At 55.0% G+C, this 16940-nt stretch carries 22 protein-coding genes; 12 read left to right on the top strand and 10 right to left on the bottom strand.

What is annotated here, in order from left to right:
• Positions 1-440 precede the first annotated feature (440 nt).
• On the bottom strand, positions 441-923 hold the full coding sequence (locus M0R30_RS11475) for a DUF2124 domain-containing protein (protein ID WP_292546988.1): 483 nt from the start codon (positions 921-923) through the stop codon (positions 441-443).
• 236 nt (positions 924-1159) lie between these two features.
• On the opposite strand from M0R30_RS11475, the gene M0R30_RS11470 reads away from it, so the two are divergent.
• A complete protein-coding gene (locus M0R30_RS11470) occupies positions 1160-1486 on the top strand; it encodes a NifB/NifX family molybdenum-iron cluster-binding protein (protein ID WP_292546985.1) in 327 nt (108 codons plus the stop codon).
• Between the two features lie 4 nt (positions 1487-1490).
• Here M0R30_RS11470 and tsaA read toward each other — a convergent pair whose 3' ends face one another.
• Positions 1491-1994, bottom strand: coding sequence for a tRNA (N6-threonylcarbamoyladenosine(37)-N6)-methyltransferase TrmO (gene tsaA, locus M0R30_RS11465; protein ID WP_292546983.1), 504 nt, complete (start codon positions 1992-1994; stop codon positions 1491-1493).
• Positions 1995-2142: 148 nt separating this feature from the next.
• Between tsaA and M0R30_RS11460 the strand changes: the two genes are divergently transcribed.
• From M0R30_RS11460 to M0R30_RS11425, 8 genes are all read left to right on the top strand, one after another.
• The gene (locus M0R30_RS11460) at positions 2143-2478 is read left to right on the top strand and encodes a NifB/NifX family molybdenum-iron cluster-binding protein (protein ID WP_292546981.1); all 336 of its coding nucleotides are present in this window, start codon (positions 2143-2145) and stop codon (positions 2476-2478) included.
• Between the two features lie 61 nt (positions 2479-2539).
• Complete coding sequence (locus tag M0R30_RS11455; protein WP_292546979.1) at positions 2540-3391, top strand: ATP-binding protein; 852 nt, start codon at positions 2540-2542, stop codon at positions 3389-3391.
• A complete protein-coding gene (locus tag M0R30_RS11450) occupies positions 3388-4272 on the top strand; it encodes an ATP-binding protein (RefSeq protein ID WP_292546976.1) in 885 nt (294 codons plus the stop codon). Before M0R30_RS11455 ends, M0R30_RS11450 begins: the two co-directional genes overlap by 4 nt.
• The gene (locus M0R30_RS11445) at positions 4256-4684 is read left to right on the top strand and encodes a DUF134 domain-containing protein (RefSeq protein ID WP_292546974.1); all 429 of its coding nucleotides are present in this window, start codon (positions 4256-4258) and stop codon (positions 4682-4684) included. The genes M0R30_RS11450 and M0R30_RS11445 overlap by 17 nt, the downstream gene beginning before the upstream one ends.
• A 2-nt stretch (positions 4685-4686) precedes the next feature.
• Positions 4687-4830, top strand: coding sequence for a hypothetical protein (locus tag M0R30_RS11440; RefSeq protein WP_292546972.1), 144 nt, complete (start codon positions 4687-4689; stop codon positions 4828-4830).
• Positions 4831-5183: 353 nt separating this feature from the next.
• Positions 5184-5582, top strand: a complete 399-nt coding sequence (locus M0R30_RS11435) for a NifB/NifX family molybdenum-iron cluster-binding protein (protein WP_292546970.1) — start codon at positions 5184-5186, stop codon at positions 5580-5582.
• Between the two features lie 82 nt (positions 5583-5664).
• Complete coding sequence (locus M0R30_RS11430; RefSeq protein WP_292546968.1) at positions 5665-5985, top strand: hypothetical protein; 321 nt, start codon at positions 5665-5667, stop codon at positions 5983-5985.
• Positions 5975-6409, top strand: coding sequence for a hypothetical protein (locus tag M0R30_RS11425; protein WP_292546966.1), 435 nt, complete (start codon positions 5975-5977; stop codon positions 6407-6409). The genes M0R30_RS11430 and M0R30_RS11425 overlap by 11 nt, the downstream gene beginning before the upstream one ends.
• 550 nt (positions 6410-6959) lie before the next feature.
• On the opposite strand, the gene frhB is transcribed toward M0R30_RS11425, so the two are convergent.
• The 5 genes from frhB to mptA all read right to left on the bottom strand — a co-directional run bounded on the left by frhB (position 6960) and on the right by mptA (position 11910).
• Positions 6960-7886: a coenzyme F420 hydrogenase subunit beta gene (gene frhB, locus M0R30_RS11420; protein WP_292546964.1), complete on the bottom strand. Its 927-nt coding sequence runs from the start codon at positions 7884-7886 to the stop codon at positions 6960-6962.
• A gap of 11 nt (positions 7887-7897) precedes the next feature.
• A complete protein-coding gene (frhG, locus tag M0R30_RS11415; protein ID WP_292547086.1) occupies positions 7898-8656 on the bottom strand; it encodes a coenzyme F420 hydrogenase subunit gamma in 759 nt (252 codons plus the stop codon).
• A 43-nt stretch (positions 8657-8699) separates the two neighbouring features.
• Complete coding sequence (frhD, locus tag M0R30_RS11410; RefSeq protein WP_292546963.1) at positions 8700-9236, bottom strand: coenzyme F420-reducing hydrogenase, FrhD protein; 537 nt, start codon at positions 9234-9236, stop codon at positions 8700-8702.
• A 10-nt stretch (positions 9237-9246) separates the two neighbouring features.
• Positions 9247-10614: a coenzyme F420 hydrogenase subunit alpha gene (gene frhA / locus M0R30_RS11405; RefSeq protein WP_292546961.1), complete on the bottom strand. Its 1368-nt coding sequence runs from the start codon at positions 10612-10614 to the stop codon at positions 9247-9249.
• 300 nt (positions 10615-10914) lie between these two features.
• Positions 10915-11910: a GTP cyclohydrolase MptA gene (gene mptA, locus M0R30_RS11400; RefSeq protein WP_292547084.1), complete on the bottom strand. Its 996-nt coding sequence runs from the start codon at positions 11908-11910 to the stop codon at positions 10915-10917.
• 92 nt (positions 11911-12002) lie between these two features.
• On the opposite strand from mptA, the gene ilvC reads away from it, so the two are divergent.
• The 3 genes from ilvC (at position 12003) to M0R30_RS11385 (ending at position 14378) form a co-directional block, all read left to right on the top strand.
• Entirely contained in the window at positions 12003-12992 is a 990-nt protein-coding gene (gene ilvC, locus M0R30_RS11395; protein WP_292546959.1) for a ketol-acid reductoisomerase, read from the top strand.
• A 159-nt stretch (positions 12993-13151) separates the two neighbouring features.
• A complete protein-coding gene (locus tag M0R30_RS11390) occupies positions 13152-13637 on the top strand; it encodes an NAD(P)H-dependent oxidoreductase (RefSeq protein ID WP_292546957.1) in 486 nt (161 codons plus the stop codon).
• A 126-nt stretch (positions 13638-13763) separates the two neighbouring features.
• Positions 13764-14378 carry a translation initiation factor IF-2 subunit beta gene (locus M0R30_RS11385; RefSeq protein WP_292546955.1) on the top strand — a complete coding sequence of 205 codons (615 nt, stop codon included), beginning with the start codon at positions 13764-13766 and terminating at the stop codon, positions 14376-14378.
• Between the two features lie 162 nt (positions 14379-14540).
• Here M0R30_RS11385 and M0R30_RS11380 read toward each other — a convergent pair whose 3' ends face one another.
• From M0R30_RS11380 to M0R30_RS11370, 3 genes are all read right to left on the bottom strand, one after another.
• Entirely contained in the window at positions 14541-14816 is a 276-nt protein-coding gene (locus M0R30_RS11380) for a DNA-directed RNA polymerase subunit L (RefSeq protein ID WP_292546953.1), read from the bottom strand.
• Between the two features lie 87 nt (positions 14817-14903).
• Positions 14904-15626, bottom strand: coding sequence for an MBL fold metallo-hydrolase (locus M0R30_RS11375; RefSeq protein ID WP_292546951.1), 723 nt, complete (start codon positions 15624-15626; stop codon positions 14904-14906).
• Between the two features lies 1 nt (position 15627).
• Positions 15628-16902, bottom strand: a complete 1275-nt coding sequence (locus M0R30_RS11370) for an ATP-binding protein (RefSeq protein ID WP_292546949.1) — start codon at positions 16900-16902, stop codon at positions 15628-15630.
• Between the last annotated feature and the right edge of the window lie 38 nt (positions 16903-16940).

Here is a 16940-nt window from a genome sequence, read left to right as displayed (position 1 = left end):
ACTCGAAGATTTCTGTGGAAATTTTCTCGACCTCTTAGACTGATGTCAAGTCGGTTACCCCGGCCAGCCTTTTCCACAGAAATCCAGTTCCAGAGGATCATTCGAAGAATGCCCCCGGCATTCTTCTCAAGTTCCCACTGCTGTTCCGGCAGTAGTTGCTCATCCAAAAGGCAACAATTAGTCGTTTTTTAGAGCCCAAAATGACCTCCTTATAAGGAAAATAAGACCAATACAACGATATTTCAAAACCATTATTCTATAATTCGCAAAAAAACGCGACTATCAGAAAACTGGTTTTACAAATTGAGCTCCGATTGGCAAACGGAGCGTTTTTAGAAGAGATTTTATTTGAGGGGTTTGCAGGTCAGAAATACCACGGGAAAAAGAGGGTTCATGTTGGAGATCTCCCGACCCTGATGTGGGCGTCAACCCGACCACTGTTATATCGTAACTTCCACGGGATCGATGTTTGCATCGATCAGGCAATCGAAGGAGACCGTGTTCAGCCACCCGGCTTTCTCGAACATGTGCATGAAGCAGACGCCGATTACCCGTGCACCGGCATGTTTGCCAATCACCGCTTTTACCTGCTCCGCCTTCACAGGTACATTGGGCATCGAGAGCCCGCCCATGATGACGATGGCTTTTGGTTTGAACGTCACAGCACCCCAGCGGGCCTGCATGCCCACATTGTCGACATGACAGATCCTTGTTGCCCGGTGTTCGTCCACGAAGGGTACGAAGACCTGTTCCAGTTCAAGTGAACGGAGAGCAAACGCCAGGAGCTCGACAAACGGCATGCATGTTCCCGGGACGCCGTAATAGACGATCTGGTCGCCCTTCTTCAACCCGTTCTTCTCAACAAATTCCTTGAACGGGCGCAGGATGCCTGGGACCCCGTGGAATGTCTCTTTCTGGGTCATAATAGATCAACAGTCCTGCGGGAAGATTATTATAACATCGTATTCGCGCCGAATCGTTACCCGGACCGGAATTGAACCGGGGATCCCTGCCGGTTTTCTCCACCCTTGTCGGCAGGTAGAGTGCAGTTGGTTAGTATACAGATCCGGAGGATCTGAAGACACACTCCCTCCTGTATCTGCCGGTATCTATACCTTTATCCAATTATGCGCATATGAGTAAAAATAAGGAAACAATCATGAAAGTCTGTATCACGGCCCGGGGCCCTACACTGGAAAGTACTTTCGAACGCCATTTTGCACGGGCACCCTACTTTATTCTCTATAATACCCGGACGGGCACATCGGAAGCGATCCGGAACGGGTTTGTTATCAGTGATGCCAGGGTTGGCCGGAATACGGTACAGTTACTGAAAATGAACGGGCTTGAAGCCGTCATCACCGGAGAGATCGGCGATAACGCGAGGACTCTCCTGAAAGGTGCTGGTATCCTGCTCCATATGTACACGGGCCCGGGCAGGGTGAAAGACGCGATTGATACTGTCATAACGACTCCAGTGGAATGAGGGCCTACCGGAACCGGTCATCCGACCTGACCGTGGTCGCATTATGGGAAACCGCGTCGAACCAGCCAGCCTTCGCCTCGCAGTACGAGTCGAACGCGGGCACATACGGTTTGATGTCTAGGAGCGGCGTCCCGTCAAGGATGTCCACCCCCTTAATCTCCAGCGTGGATCCCTGGATACCAGCGAGCCGGACAATCGACAACCCGATGGCATTCGGCCTCTTGGGCGACCGCGTTGCAAAAATACCGTGGGGCTGCGGATCAAGGAAGGGTTTTACTTCCAGGGAATACCCGCTGCACCGGTGGAGTGCATAGATGAGAATAACGTGGGAAAATTCTTCCAGATCCGTGAGACCTGCGACAAATTCCGGACGGATCTCGATGGTGCCCCGGATTCCCCGTGCCCCGCTTGGCTGGATAGGCATACCGGCAATATCGGAAAACGGGGAATGAATGATTCCAACCGGAATATAAGTACACGATTCAGGATTATCAATGGGGTCTGGCATTGTCAACGTAACTCCTGATACTAAAACAAGACGCACGAATAGACCGGGACCTGGGAATATTCGAAGTCATCAGTGTTTTTGGGAATTTTGTGTATGATGTGATAGTTTAAATTATTTATGCGCATATGAGTAAAAATAAGGAGCAATCATGAAGATATGTTTCACCGCAAAAGGGACGACGCTGGACTCTCAGACAGAAGAGAGGTTCGGGCGTGCACCGTATTTTATCCTTGTCGAGAGCGAGAACGGATCCTTTGAGGCAATCCAGAACCCGTTCGCCGATGGCGGGGGAGGCGTTGGCCCCCGGGCCGCCCAGGTTCTCATCGCGAACAACGTCAAGGCACTGGTCACCGGACAGGTTGGCGGGAACGCACGGGAAGTCCTTGCAGCAGCAGGGATTACCATGTATATCTACAGCACCGGTACATCGGTCCGGGATGCATTCGATCAATTCACAAAAAAAACCCTTGAACAATTTGCATGACATGATGAACGGCGGGATAAACGATCATGGAATTGTCCGGAAAATTTCCTGAAGGGAAACAATGAAACTTGCAGTTGCCAGCGGGAAAGGCGGTACCGGCAAGAGCATGATGGCGACAAACCTCGCCTTCACGCTTGCCTGGACCGGGCAGGTCACCCTTGTTGACTGCGATGTCGAGGAGCCAAATCTCCATCTCTTCTTCCCGGCACCTGCCACGACACGTGATGTCACCATGCCGGTACCCGTGGTCAACGAGTCTCTCTGCGACCACTGCGGGAAGTGCGGGAAGTTCTGCCAGTATGGTGCGCTCACCGTGCTGCCCGACCGCGTCCTCTTCTTTCCCGAGCTCTGCCACTCCTGCGGCGGGTGCAGGCTCGTCTGCCCGAAGAACGCGATTCGCGAAGAACCAAAAAAGATCGGGACACTTTCCACCTCTGCACCGATGCCCGGCCTGACGCTGGTCTCGGGAACACTGGATGAGGGCAGCCCGCACGCGGTGCCGGTTATCCGGGACGCAAAGAAACACGCCGCACGGGGTCCTGTGGTGATCCTCGATACGGCACCGGGCACCTCATGTCCGGTGGTCGAGGCACTGGAAGGCTGTGATGCCTGTATCCTTGTCACGGAATCCACGCCGTTCGGGTTGCATGATTTGCAGCTTGCCGTGGATGTTGCTGCCCGGCTGGGCATACCCGCCGGCATCGTCATCAACCGTAGCGACGGGAACGACCGTGAGACCCTGCGGTTCTGCACCGACCATGATCTCGAGGTCATGATGACGGTCCCCTTTGACCGCGAGATCGCCGCCATCCAGAGCAGGGGCGATCTTCTCTGCAGGGTCAAGCCGGAATGGCAGAAGGATTTCTGGGCCCTCTTCGCAAAATGCAGGGCGCTTACCGGGGTGGATGGATGATCCGGCTTGCGGTCATCAGCGGAAAAGGCGGCACAGGCAAGACGATGATAACCGCCGCGCTCTCCCGGCTGCTGAAAGGAACCCTTGTTCTTGCCGACTGCGACGTGGACGCGGCGAACCTCGAACTTGTTATAAGCCCGCACCTGATCCGGAAGGAGCCGTTCTTTGGCATGAAATCTGCGTTCATCGACCCCGTAGCCTGCGTGAAGTGCACGGAGTGCGAGGCGCACTGCAGGTTCGATGCAGTTGACTGGGTTCGTAATACCTTCCGGGTGAATACGTTCCGCTGCGAGGGGTGCGCCGTCTGTATGTTTGTCTGTCCGGTCAAGGCTGTCGCCATGCAGCCGCGGCAGACTGGTGAGATCCTCTATTCGGAGACCTCGAGGGGACACCTTGTGCACGCCCGGCTCGTGCCGGGTGCGGGCAATTCCGGGCTGCTCGTCCACGCCGTCAAGAAAATGGCCATGGAACAGGACCGGGCCTGCGACCTCTTCCTGATCGACGGCCCGCCCGGAACCGGCTGCCCGCTCATCTCAACCATCAGTGGTGTGGATGCGGTACTGGTGGTGACCGAACCGAGTGTCTCTGGACTCCACGACCTCAAACGGGTCGTAACCGTCTGCCGCCAGTTCCGGCCCCGGATCTTTGTCGCGGTCAACCGCTACGATCTGGATCCCGCACTCACGAAGGATATCCTGGAATATTGCTGCGAAGAGAAGATTGCCCTTGTCGGGACAATCCCCTTTGATCATGCGGTCATCGAAGCGGTGCGGGCAGGGATTCCCGTGACGGATGCCGGTGCATCCCCGGCAACGCAATCCATTCAAATACTGGCAGCCAAACTTGAATGGGAGCTGACGAACCTTGACAACAACCGGTGAGAACAAAGAATGCTGCCGGCGGAGGGGCCGGCCCCGAATGAACCGGTCACTCGAAGGCGGTCCATCCGGGCAATGTTATGCGCCGCAGTGTAACTCGAATGAAGGGAACGAGGCGGTCCTGCTCCTGCCGGAAGAGATTGCAGCACTGAACCTGATCGACTACCAGGATCTTGAACAGGAAGAGGCAGCAGTCGTTCTCGGCGTTTCAAGGAAGACCATCTGGAGGGATATCCATGAGGCACGCCATAAGATTGCGGATGCCATCATCAATGGGAAAGCTATCCAGATGGAAGGATGTACGCGCAAGCTTAAAGGGAACTGCCCGAAACGGGATGAGACCCTTTGCCCGAAAAGCGGAGGCGGGCGTTGTCCCAGAGTGACCGGAACAGGAACGGGCGATCCTGCCGGCTAGTCATGGATGTCGTTGTCGGCACGCACCCGATTCCCCAGAAATATTACCTGACACACCAGAAACTCGGCTCGTGGGATTCAGTAGCAAGGAACGAGATGATCGCGCCAACGCTCACGGATGAGATGACCCGGCTTGCATACGATTAGTTATTCATCAAGCTGGTTCCGTCATTCCTCCCGTGAATAAAAATATTCCTCAACCTACTCTTTTAAGTATTTATGCGCATATGAGTAAATATGGTACCTGCAACGGTACCGGGAGATGAATCATATGCCAGGAATGGATGGAACCGGGCCCCGTGGAATGAGGCAGATGGCCGGGCGGGGCTTTGGAAGATGCCGGTTTGGACCGGTGCAGCCTAAAGCCGTACCGTCACCGATGCAAGCACCAGAAGGTGCAGTAACCTCAGGAGAAAAACCGGATCAGCTCCCCTCACAGGCATCATGGTATGGTGCAGGGCGGGGCGGAATACCGTGCGGATACGGAAAGGGGAGGGTCTTTGCTGGAGGGCGCCGCTGGCATTGACCCGGGGAAAGGAATGATCATGAAAGTCGCTATTGCTAAAGAAGGGAACGATGTGTCTGAACATTTCGGACACTGCAGCGAATATGCGGTCTTCACCATCGAAAACGGGAAGATCAGCAGTTCCAATATTTTACAGAGCCCCGGTCATGAGCCGGGCAGGCTCCCGGTATTCCTCTCCGAACATGAGATCACCCATGTCCTTGCCGGGGGAATGGGGCCAAAGGCAGTGGAACTGTTCTGCGCCAACAATATCGAAGTTTTCCTGGGGATCTCCGGAGCGATCGATACCGTTATCCGGGACTTCCTCTCGGGAAAGATCATCCCGGGACAGAGCAGCTGCACTCACGGTCCCGATCATGAGTGTATGCATTAAGGCCGTAGACCCCGTGATGGAAAACCTGGTAAACCGGATTGGGTCGTGACAGCGACTTCTGGCAAAAAAAGGACCTCCAAACATGAGAAGATATACGGGCATTCCCGAACTGCTTGAGACGTACATGGAAGAGAACGCAACGGAGGAACGGTGGGTTACCGTACAGGAACTCCGTGACCGGTTCGGGCTGACGCGGTACCAGTGTAACACGGTCTCCGGGTTTTTGCGCCGGTTGAAGGCCGGCCCATTTGCGTGTTTCCCCTTCATTGTTGTAAGTATCACCCGTGAAGAAGGTGAAAACCCCTCCGATCCGAGAAAGTGCCGATACCTAGTGACTCTGCGGAGGGGTTCCGCTGTAAAACAGAAACAAACAAGACAACCGGAACCTGCTTATGGCACGTAATAAAGATGTTCCCCTCCTCCTTGAAAGGTTTATGGAAGAGTCGGGAAAAACGCAGCACTGGGTCACAGTCAACGAATTCCGGACCTATTTCGATCTGGATGAATGCTCTGCACCAGCGATATCCGGTTTTTTACGCCGGATTTACCACGGACCTTTCTTCTCCTGCCAATACCGGGTGCAACGGATCGAAAAGGTTGTTGTTCAGAACCCGCAGCGCAGAACCATCAAGAGGTATCTGGTTACAAAGAGACCTCAGGGGCGTCAGAAAAATCCAGCCGGTGTTAGTACCCTGTTATCCGATACATCTACTCACGGTTTTTTTACGGACTATGATGCGATCGAACACTTTGACCGGGTGTTACGTGAAAAGTGCGATGGAAACTATAGTGTCCGTGGCAATCAGAGATCGACAGACTCGTCCTGAAATGATTACCATAAATGGCTCATGCACTCCATTTAAAAATTAGCACCTGCCCTCGGGACTTAGCCGTTCAATTTCATCCCCCCGCCATTTGTCCGGACGGCGTTTTCCCAAGAAATCCAGTTCCAGAGGATCATTCGAAGAATGCCCCCGGCATTCTTCTCAAGTTCCTACTGCTGTTCCGGCAGTAGTCGCTCATCCAAAAGGTAACAATTGGACGGATTTTAGGGCCTTAAACACGCATAGATAGGCAAAATACCCTCAATTCAACCGCCTTTTAAAAACACTATGCTATAATTCGTAAAAAAACGCGACTATCAGAAAGCCGGTTTTTCAAATAGGGCTCCGATTGGCAAACGGGGCAATTTACTGGAAGATAATAATTGAGAGGTTTTCAGGTCAGAAACCTTCTCACCAACGAAGTGTCCACGACGGAGATTGTCTGTCAGGAATAAGAATTAAAACCCCCACGCGCCCGCAGATGCTGCGGGCATAGCAAACGCTAGGGGATTCTATCCCAGCGGAAAATCTCGTTGAAAAAAGTGTAAAAAATTTAGATGTAGGGGTTCCGAAGAGCCTTGCCGACACCGAAGGTCTTGCGGGCCTCGAGGGTTGCCTTGTTCTTCGTGATCTTCTCGTTTGCGAGCTTGGACACGAGTTCAAGACCGGGCTTGACCTTTTCGATGGGCTGGGTCTCGAAGACACCTGCTGCCATTGCCTTTGCCCAGACGGAGTCTCCGATCTTGGACCTGACAAAGACGGTGCTCCATCCATCGGGGCTGCCGACAGAGCCGGTGGAGATGTCACCCAGGTTTGCAACATAGTCAAGGCAGACGTGGCAGCCGGGCTGCTCGTACTTGTGGGTCACCTTGAGGGGCAGCTGGACGACCTGTCCGCGCTTGCCGTATACCCAGAACTTGCCCTTGCCGATCTCCATCTTCTTGACGGACTCGAGCTTCATAGCCGCGTGGTCTTCCACGAGCTGGAGGATGCTCTGGTAGGGGAAATTCTCCATGCAGAAGATACCGACTGCAAGCGCAATGCTCGCGCCGACATCCCTCATGCCGATCGGGTACAACTGTGCCTTGCGGACAGCCTGCATCTGGCACGGGGTGCCGACGATACCGACCTTGTCCAGGCCGAAGCTCCGGGTTGCTTCCTTTAAGAGTGCAACGTTCGGGCTGATGTTGTACTTGGTTCCGGCTGCTGCAAGCAGCTCAGCCTTGGTGTTGACGATCGCCGGGATTGGTCTCCAGGGTTCGATCATGTCAAAGTTCGTGCTGTCGAGAATGACCTTGGACGGGTTCTTTGCTGCAAACTCCTTGGTTGCTGCAACGATTGCTCCGTCGATGATGCCCTCGTCGAGTGCAAATGCAAAGAGCGAGGAAACAATACCGCCATCCTGGGCGCACTTGAGAAGCTCCTTGTCGGTGCTTCGGGCTGAGACGCATGATTTGTATTTACCGAGTTCTGCTCCCATTTCAATCACCTTCACTGGAGTGCCGCCATTATGGCCTCGTTGATCGCCTCATAGTTCTCAACCACGTCAAAGCTGAACCAGCTCCGTGGGCACTGGCTGTAGCACGCGCCGCACTTGATGCACAGGTCGCGCTCGCCGTTGGGCTTGCCGTACTCCATCGTGATTGCATTGACCGGGCATGCTGCCACACAGGTTCCGCAACCCATGCACAGGCCCTGGTTGATGACCTGGGTCATCAGTTCGCAGAAGCATGCCTCGTTCTTCTCCGTGAGTTTCATCAGCGGAGTGAGGAATGCAGTTGCGAGGTCCTTTTGTTCCTTGGTTCCCTTGAGGAGCAGGTATGCCATGACCGCGACGTTCCTGATCATCTGGGGGGTCGGTGCGCATCCGGGGATGAACACGTCCACCTTGATCAGGTCGCCGATCGGCAGGTATGCCTCGTGGGCCGGCTGGTTCTGCTGGCCACCGCGGGAGAACCGGGTGATGTTGCCGTAACAGGCGCAGCCGCCGAGGGCGACGACGATTGTTGACTTCTCACGGGTCTCCTTGAGTTCCTGAACTGCGAGTTTGTCGTTAATACAGACTGAACCCTCGACGAACGATACATCTACCTTCTGGACGTGCCTTGCGTCTGCAAGTGTTGGCATATACTTAAGGTCGACGTATTTGTCGAGGAGCGTTAATAATCCGGCATAGTTGTCTGCTAATGCTACAGTACAACCGGTGCACCCACTGAGGTGGGTGTAGCCCAATGTAATTTTGTCTGCCACAGGCTTAACCTCCTTTTTAGTTACTGCTGCTGTTGGTGCTGCGCTAGCGGTCTTTGGAGCTGCAGGTTTCTGCGGTTCCACGCTGGCGTCCTTCTTCTTGAAGATTGATAGTAGTCCCATAATCCACTCCTATTGTTTCCAGTATCACCCGAATCGCTTTCGGAATTGCTCCCTGAACTTCGTCAGAAAGGCCGATCTCGAATTCAGGCGCTGTAACCTTTGCCGGCTGGCACCCGATGACCGTTACGTCAACCCGGTCCTTGATACGCTGGAGCGGTTCGGTGAGATCCCATGAATGGGCGTCACGATACGCACCTGGCGGCAGGTCCTCGACGCGGAGTTTGGTAATGGACCCCGGCTCTGCCCCGTAATCGGCAATATCGACGATAACGAGTTTCTTCGTCACTTCCGGGTCGAGCAGCGTAAAAATAAAGTGCGGGCCTCCAAGGCCCGCATCGACTACCATTACGTTGTCGGGAAGCGAGAGTTTCTCCATCTCTTCGATTACTGCCGGGCCAAAGCCGTCATCGGCAAACAGGGGGTTTCCACACCCTGCTATCACGATCTCCGGATACAGCATCAGGTTACACTCACTGGATGAGCTTCTGAGCCACTACCTTGTTGGCCTCGTCCACTACGATCATGTGGGTTGCACATGATACACAGGGGTCGTATCCGCGCATGATAACTTCGGCGAGCTGCCAGGGTGCACCGGTGAGTGCCTTGCTGCAGGTCGCGAAGTTCCAGGTGGTCGGAACGAGCATGCTGAAGTACTGGACCTTCCAGTCCTTGACGCGTGCAATGTGGACATCGGTACCGCGGGGGGCTTCGTTGGATGCCCAGCCGAGGGATCCGTCGCCGTCGGGGATGTAGTCTGCAACGACCTTTCCGCTCGTGTTGAGCTCGTCGAGGCAGTCGATCATCTCGTAGAAGCAGTCCTGGTATTCCATCTCACGGGCAATGTTCTGGCCCTGTGTTCCCTTCTCGTCAAAGTTCTTGTAAGTGACGAGGCGGGCGCGGGGACCGACTTCAACGGGCTGGCCGTCGTACATCGGGATACCGGTGCAGGCTTCCATCTGCGGGTTGACCTTGGTTCCCATCTTGGTGGTCCCGCCAATCGGGTAACGGGGCTCTTCGAGGGAAATCTCCATCTCACCCATGTACCAGTCCCATGGCCGTGCTTCCTTGAACCGGCGGATGTCCCAGCTGGGGCATTCGTCAAGGCTTGAGGAGCCATAGAACGAGTGGGTTGCAAGGTAGCCCTGGTCGTGGAAACCGAGATCCTTGGGCATCGGGACCTTCATGCCGCCGACGTCAACGAAGTCTCTCTTGTGGTAGTTGCGGATGACCGCGATCATGAACTCTGACTGGGCGTGGGAAAGGACAAGTCCTTCCTTTGCCAGGTCGTACATCTTGGTCTTGGCCTGCTCGGAGACATTGCGGTACATACCCCCGATACGGGTGTTCCGCGGGTGGATGCAGTCGCCGCCGGCGATCTGGCCGATGGTCTGGCTGATCTCACGGAGTCTCTGGATCCGCTTTGCAACAGTCCGGACCGGCTCTTCTGCCGTGAACGGGTTGATCTTGGTCTCGGTACCCGGGATATAGAAGTCGGGCAGGATCAGGATGTCGTGCAGTGCAATGCTGTGACAGCGGTTCGCGAGCTGAAGGATGTGGCGGAGCAGCAGTGCGTCCCGGGGGATCTCGCACTTGATCGATGCTTCCATTGCTTCAGTGCCCGCGAGGTTGTGGGCTATCGGACAGATACCACAGACGCGGGACGCGATCTTGGGTACCTGCTCGGGGGTTTTGCCCACGGCAAGCTTCTCAACTCCACGGACCGGTGTAATGGAACACCAGTTACCGGTCTCGATGATGCCCTGGTCGTTGACCTTGAGCGTCAGCTTGGAGTGTCCCTCATGTCTTGTGGTTGGGGAAATCTCTACAACTTTCGACAATATTATCGCCTCATTTTATGTTGAGTTGTTCGAACTACAATACAAAATTACTCTATACATCTCTCATCTCTAGAGATAGGTGAGCGTACAAAGTACGTTCATCTCTATCTTGTACCATCCGTTTTATAATCTTTATGAAATGATTTCACGGCGGGAAACGCCATAAATTAAGGTTATTTTAAGTCCCCGGAGCCAGAATCGCCCGTTCCGGAATATTCGGCGCAAACCGGCGCCGGCTTCATAAAATAAAAGGTAATTTTTTTAAGTTCTTAATTATTTATCCGGGTTTTGAAACACAATTCAGTCGGAATTATGCTTATCCCCGTTCAGTTCATCGACCAATTCGGCAATCGTGGCTTTTCGTTCGGCATACGCATCGTGCTGGTGGATGCTCTCCTCGTTGGTCTGTTTGATCGTGACCATGGAATCACCGGACAGGTACTCGAATTCGGCCAGTACTTTTTTCGCCATCTCCCGTACGCAGTCTTCAACAAACCGCGGATTTTTGTGCGCGGCGAGCACCACGGCACCTTCGTCGCCACGCTTCAGGAGTTCGTAGATCCCGCTGCTCATCGATTCCTTGAGGATCCATATGACCTTCTCAAGATCCACGTGCTGGTCGTCGTCAGTTTCGATGCAGAGGAACCCCTTGCCGCGCTGGTTGTGGGTGGCCATGGGAACCGCATCGAAGAACTCGTCGATCTTGTCCTTGCTAAGATCGAGCCCTTCAAGGACCCGGCTGGCGCGCTCCTTCATGATATTCTGGGCACAGGGGCAGGCGGTCATACCCGTGACCTCTGCGCCGATGCTCTTCCGCACGATCGGGGAACGGAACGTCCGTCGGGCAATCGCCCGAGCATGTACCTTCACAACCTCGTGGCAGGTAGTGTGGCTGATGGGGGTCTCGCGTTTGACCATGAACTCGCTGCGCATCAGCACTTCGGTCCGGTCGGCATACTCGTGGCGGTCGAGGAGTTTCCGGGCGACTACGCTGCAGAGCTGCTCGATCTGGCTGACATCGCCGTCGATCGCCTGCTGAAGGACTTCGTCGATCACTTCGAAATTGCGCGAGAGGTTCGCGCCCTTGAGGCTGCCAGGCAGGTCGACATAGACATCGAAGTTCGATATGAAGATGACCGGGCGCTTCCCGTTCCTGTGGACTTCAACGAGCTTCTTGACGTTTTTCACGCCGACCCGCGTGAGGTTGATACGGACATCGGGAGATGAGGCCTGGATGTCCGGCAGTTCCCTGTTGAATGATTTATCGGCTATCTGATCAGATGGTGTGCGGGTAATAGGTCATCGCATCCAATGGGGTTTTCGTGTGACTCTTTAGTTTTTTTATATAATATTTATGTGCTTTGTTGCTGATATCAAAGGGATCATCTATGTTAAAGAAATATTATGAGGCAGATGCGGATCTCGGCGTGCTGAAGGGTAAGAAGATCGCCGTGATCGGTTTTGGGTCACAGGGCAGGGGCCAGTCGCTGAACTTACGGGACAGCGGGCTTGATGTCGTCATCGGTCTGCGCCCCGGGAAGAGCTGGGATGCCGCCGTCAAGGACGGCATGAGCGTGATGAAGGTTGCGGATGCGGTCAGGAGCGCCGATGTCGTACAGATCCTTGTTCCCGATGAGCTGCAGGGTTCGGTGTACAAGAATGATATCCAGCCCAACCTCACCGGGAACAAGTGCCTCATGTTCTCGCACGGCTTCAACATCCACTTCGGGCAGATCATACCCCCGGCAAATGTGGATGTGATCATGGTGGCGCCCAAGGGTCCAGGGTTCATGGTCCGCCGGCAGTACGAGGAGGGCAAGGGAGTCCCGGCCCTCATCGCCATCCACCAGGACGCGAGTGGCAATGCCCACAAGATCGCCCTTGCCTATGCAAAGGGGATCGGTGCAACCCGGGCCGTCGTTCTCGAGACCTCGTTCCGCGAGGAGACCGAGACCGACCTGTTCGGTGAGCAGGCCGTGCTCTGCGGGGGCTGTACATCCCTTGTCAAGGCCGGGTTCGAGACTCTCGTCGATGCCGGGTATGAGCCGGAGATGGCCTATCTCGAGGTACTCCACGAGCTGAAGCTGATCGTTGACCTCATCTACGAGGGAGGTCTCACCAACATGCGCAAGTACATCAGTAACACGGCGCAGTACGGCGACCTCACCCGCGGGCCCCGGGTCATCGGACCGGAAGCCTACGAGGCGATGGCGGAGATCCTCGAGGAGATCCAGAGCGGGAAGTTTGCCCGGGAATGGATGCTTGAGAACATGGTGAACCGCCCGATGTTCACTGCGCTGACAAATGCTGATGAGGATCACCTCATCGAGGAAGTGGGCAGGGAAGTCCGCGGCATGATGCCGCAGTTCCGTCAGTAATTCCTTTGGGATTACTGCCCTTCACCGTTCGGGGATGGACCCCTCACGGTACAAGTAATAAACCCCCTTTTTCTTTCTGATTAATGATCTGCTATTCCCTCTGTAAACCGGCATTACTATATTCATAGTTTTTTAATCCCTGTTGCCTATACTACCACAATGAACGTCTGCATCATCTACCACAGCGAGACCGGCAACACCCGAAAAGTGGCCCAGCACATCGCAACGGCATGTGACGGGAAGTTGATCGATATCACGGACCGGGCCGGCTATAACCGTCTGACCCGGTTCCTTGTCTGGTGCAAAAAGGCACAAATGGAGGAGAAGACCGAGATTGAACCGGCATCGATCGATGTATCCGGTTACGACCAGTTGATCTTCGGTTCACCGGTCTGGGCGTTTAAACCAACTCCTGCGATCCATGCTGCGATCGACGCTCTGAATGGGTGCGAGGGGAAAAAAGCAACGGCGTTCTGTACGCACGGGGGCAAGCCCGGTCAGACAGCGGAGCTCTTCCAGAAATGGATCGAGGCACGTGGCATGAAATGCGTGGGGAATGCAAATATTCACCAGAACGATATCGAGAACGAGAAGAAGACCAAGGAGCTTGTCTCTGTCGTTGTCAAGGATTTACCCCCCGTGTAACCCCGTTCTATGCCTGGTTGTGCTGACCCGTAATCATCCCTGAAAAAACAGTTCCTGGCTCCCGCTGGCTCCCGGTTGTACCGGGGAAAGCCTTTTTGTCAGCCGGCGCCATTATTGTATACAATTATGACGGACCCGTATGAAAAACTCCTCAAACAGGCATATTCCAATATCACGGAAAGGACCGAGTCCTCGGAACGTTTTGTAGTTCCCGAGGCAAAGGCCTATGTCGAAGGTAAGACGACCGTCCTTGAAAACTTTACCGATATCGTGGGGAAGGTCCGCCGCGAACCTGACCACCTGATGAAGTTCCTGCTCGGCGAACTGGGCACCAGCGGCAAGATCGACGGGAACCGTGCGATCTTCAACGGGAAGTTCGAGATCCCGCTCATCAAGGCGATCATCAAGAGCTATGTCGATGACTACGTGATCTGCTCGGAATGCGGCAAGCCCGACACGCGGCTCGTGAAGGATGACCGGGTCATGATCCTCCGCTGCGATGCCTGCGGGAGTCACCGCCCGGTCCGGAAGCGGAAGGCCCGGACAGAGCCGGTATCGGAGAACCTCGAGGAAGGCCAGGTCATGGATGTCGAGATCCAGTCGATCTCAAAGCGGGGCGACGGGGTTGTCAAGATGGGCCGGTATATCATGTACGTGGCCAATTCCAAACCCGGCCAGCAGGTGAAGATCAAGATCTCCCGCATCTCCGGGTCCATCGTCTTTACCGAGCGGGCGGAATAACCCCGCCTCGTTTTTTATAGTTTTTTTATCTCTGTTGAATGGTTCTCGCAATTCGTGAACCGTACCGGGTTTTATCATGCATTCCCACGGACGGCAGTCCGGAAGAATGATGGTAATGTAAGGGTGATGAAAAAAGTATTTGGGAGAGAAATGGCCCGGGGATCAGGCCTTGGCCTTCTTAATCCCCTTGATGAGCTCGTCACAGTTGCTGGTGATCCGCTTGCAGGCCTTCTTGATGATGGGCAGGGGGTTCTTCTTGTTCTTGGTGGTGACGAGGAGTTCCGGGTCCGAGAACTGGAACTCGATGTTGTATCGTGCGACATCGACGTCCTTGTCGCTTAAGATCTCTTCAACAAGGGCGTTCATGAACGTGTGCCCCTCTCCCTGGACGATGAGCCGCACCTTGTCTTTCTCGAGCTCGAGTACTTTTACAATCATGCACCTATGTTTGGGCACCTGAAAAGTATTAAGGTATGGGTCGCCCTGTGCTGCTACCGCCCGCCGGACCCGTGGCCCGGAAACAGGTCAGGGAAATTCGAAGGTATCCCCGTCCTTTCCGGTATGGGGGAGGTCCCAGGGCATCATGTGGCTCATGTGCACGCACCGGAAATCGGCAGGGGCGAGTTGCGCGGCCAGGCTGCAGGCGTCAAGGTAGTTCATGTGCTTGGCGATCCTGATGCTCGATGGTACGATCGCATCGAGCAGGAGGAGGTCGAGGTCTCCGAGAAGGTCGAGGCTTTCCTGTGGGATGTCGATGTTGGTATCGGAAGTGAACCCGACCCGTGACTCCTTCGTCTCGAACAGTATGCCGCAGGTGAAGGCCGGCGGGTGTCTTACGACAAAGAGTGTGACCTTGATGCCGAAGATATTGAACGGCATATAGGGTTCGATTACAATCTTGTCAAAATTGAGGAAACGGAAGTAATCCACGCAATAGTTGAGAACCGGTGCTGCCGCAAAAACCGGAGGAATGTTCTGGACCCGGTAGAACTCGCCAAATCCGATGAAGTGGTCGTAGTGCCCGTGGGTCCAGATTACCGCATCAATATGGGGCGAACCGATCCGGAGGATCTGCTGCCGCAGGTCCGGTGACGAATCGATGAGGAGATGTTTTCCTTCATTCTCGATCAGGAGCGAGGTCCGCAGCCGGGTGGCACCGGTCGATTTCGCGTGCGTGCACTGGGGGCAGTCGCACCCGATCCGGGGTGTTCCGACTGCATCGCCGGTGCCGAGCAGCGTGATCTTCATGTTACAACCAGTTCTGGTGCCGGATTGCTTCCCGGTTACGGACCATGGTGACGCCCTTCTTGATATCGGCCTCGGTGATCTCCTGCCGCTTGTCCATGAGCGCCGAGAGGATCGCCTCCTTGATCATCATGCGAAGGTCAGAGCCGGAGAACCCTTCGGTCTTTTTCGCCAGGGCCTGGTAGTCGACAGAGCAGTGGAGTGTCGACGTCACCTTCTTGAGGATGTTCTTCCGCATCTCTTCGTCCGGGAGGGAGAACTCCACCACTTCGTCGAACCGTCGCCATGCCGCTTCATCGAGCAGCTGCGGGTGGTTGGTGGCACCGATCATCAGTACGCCGTTCTTGACCATGTTGATCCGGTCGATGTTCTTTAAGAGCGAGTTGACCGCCCGTTTCATTGCGCCATGGTCGTCGGCAGTGCGGCTCTTTGCCACGAAATCGAATTCGTCCACGAACAGGATCGCGGGCGAGAGCTGCTTCGCCAGGTCAAAGATGCGGTCGATGTTCTTGGAGGTCTCACCGAGGTACTGGGATGTGACCATCGAGAGGCGGACTTCGAGGACCGGCATGTGCATGGTGCGGGACATCGCAAGGGCGAGCGAGGTCTTCCCTGTGCCGGGCGGGCCAACGAAAAGGAGCTTGCCGATCTCGTAGATCCGGTGGCGGTGCAGGAACTCGCGGTGGTCGAGGGCATGCTGGAGCTTGCCGATGAGCGCCAGCTGGTCGGGCGTGCAGACAAGGTCGTCGATATGCTGCTCGATCTCTTCCGGAGCGCTGACGATGACAAGGTCCAGTGCCCCCCTGAGTTTCTCGTCCTCGCTGACCAGTTTCGAGATCTTTGCATCGAGGTACGCCTTGGTGTCCTCATACGGGGGGTTGGCCTTACGGACTGTTGCGTACGTGCCTCCGTTCGAGCCGGTCTTCTCGAAATAAAAGGCGAGCGCCGGGTTCTTCTCTACGAGCGGTTTGCCGCCCTGCTTGAGGAACCATTGCGCTGCCGGGTCAAGGGCAGTGATCCGTATCCGCTGCCCGAACTCCTCGTAGGCGATGAACGGGTTGGAAGCAAGTTTCGTGTGGGCATCGGCAATCGAGAGGGTCCGTTTGATCAGTCCGTCGCTGACAAAGACCGGGCGCTTGGCATCGGCGGTGCCGGTTGAACCGAAGATCTCGCGGCACGGTGGCGTCAGGTCATTGATGTCGAGCTCTGGGTTCTGATTGAATATTTCGGCGGTCAGAACGATCTCCATTATGCGCAGGGTATCAGAATCTCCAGACATGGCTGTAACCTTAATTAATCTCCCCCGGAATGCATAAG

This window comes from Methanoregula sp. (genome assembly GCF_023227875.1).
Lineage (GTDB): Archaea > Halobacteriota > Methanomicrobia > Methanomicrobiales > Methanospirillaceae > Methanoregula.
Note: the sequence above shows the minus strand (reverse complement) of the source record. Positions and strands in the feature narration are given on the sequence as shown.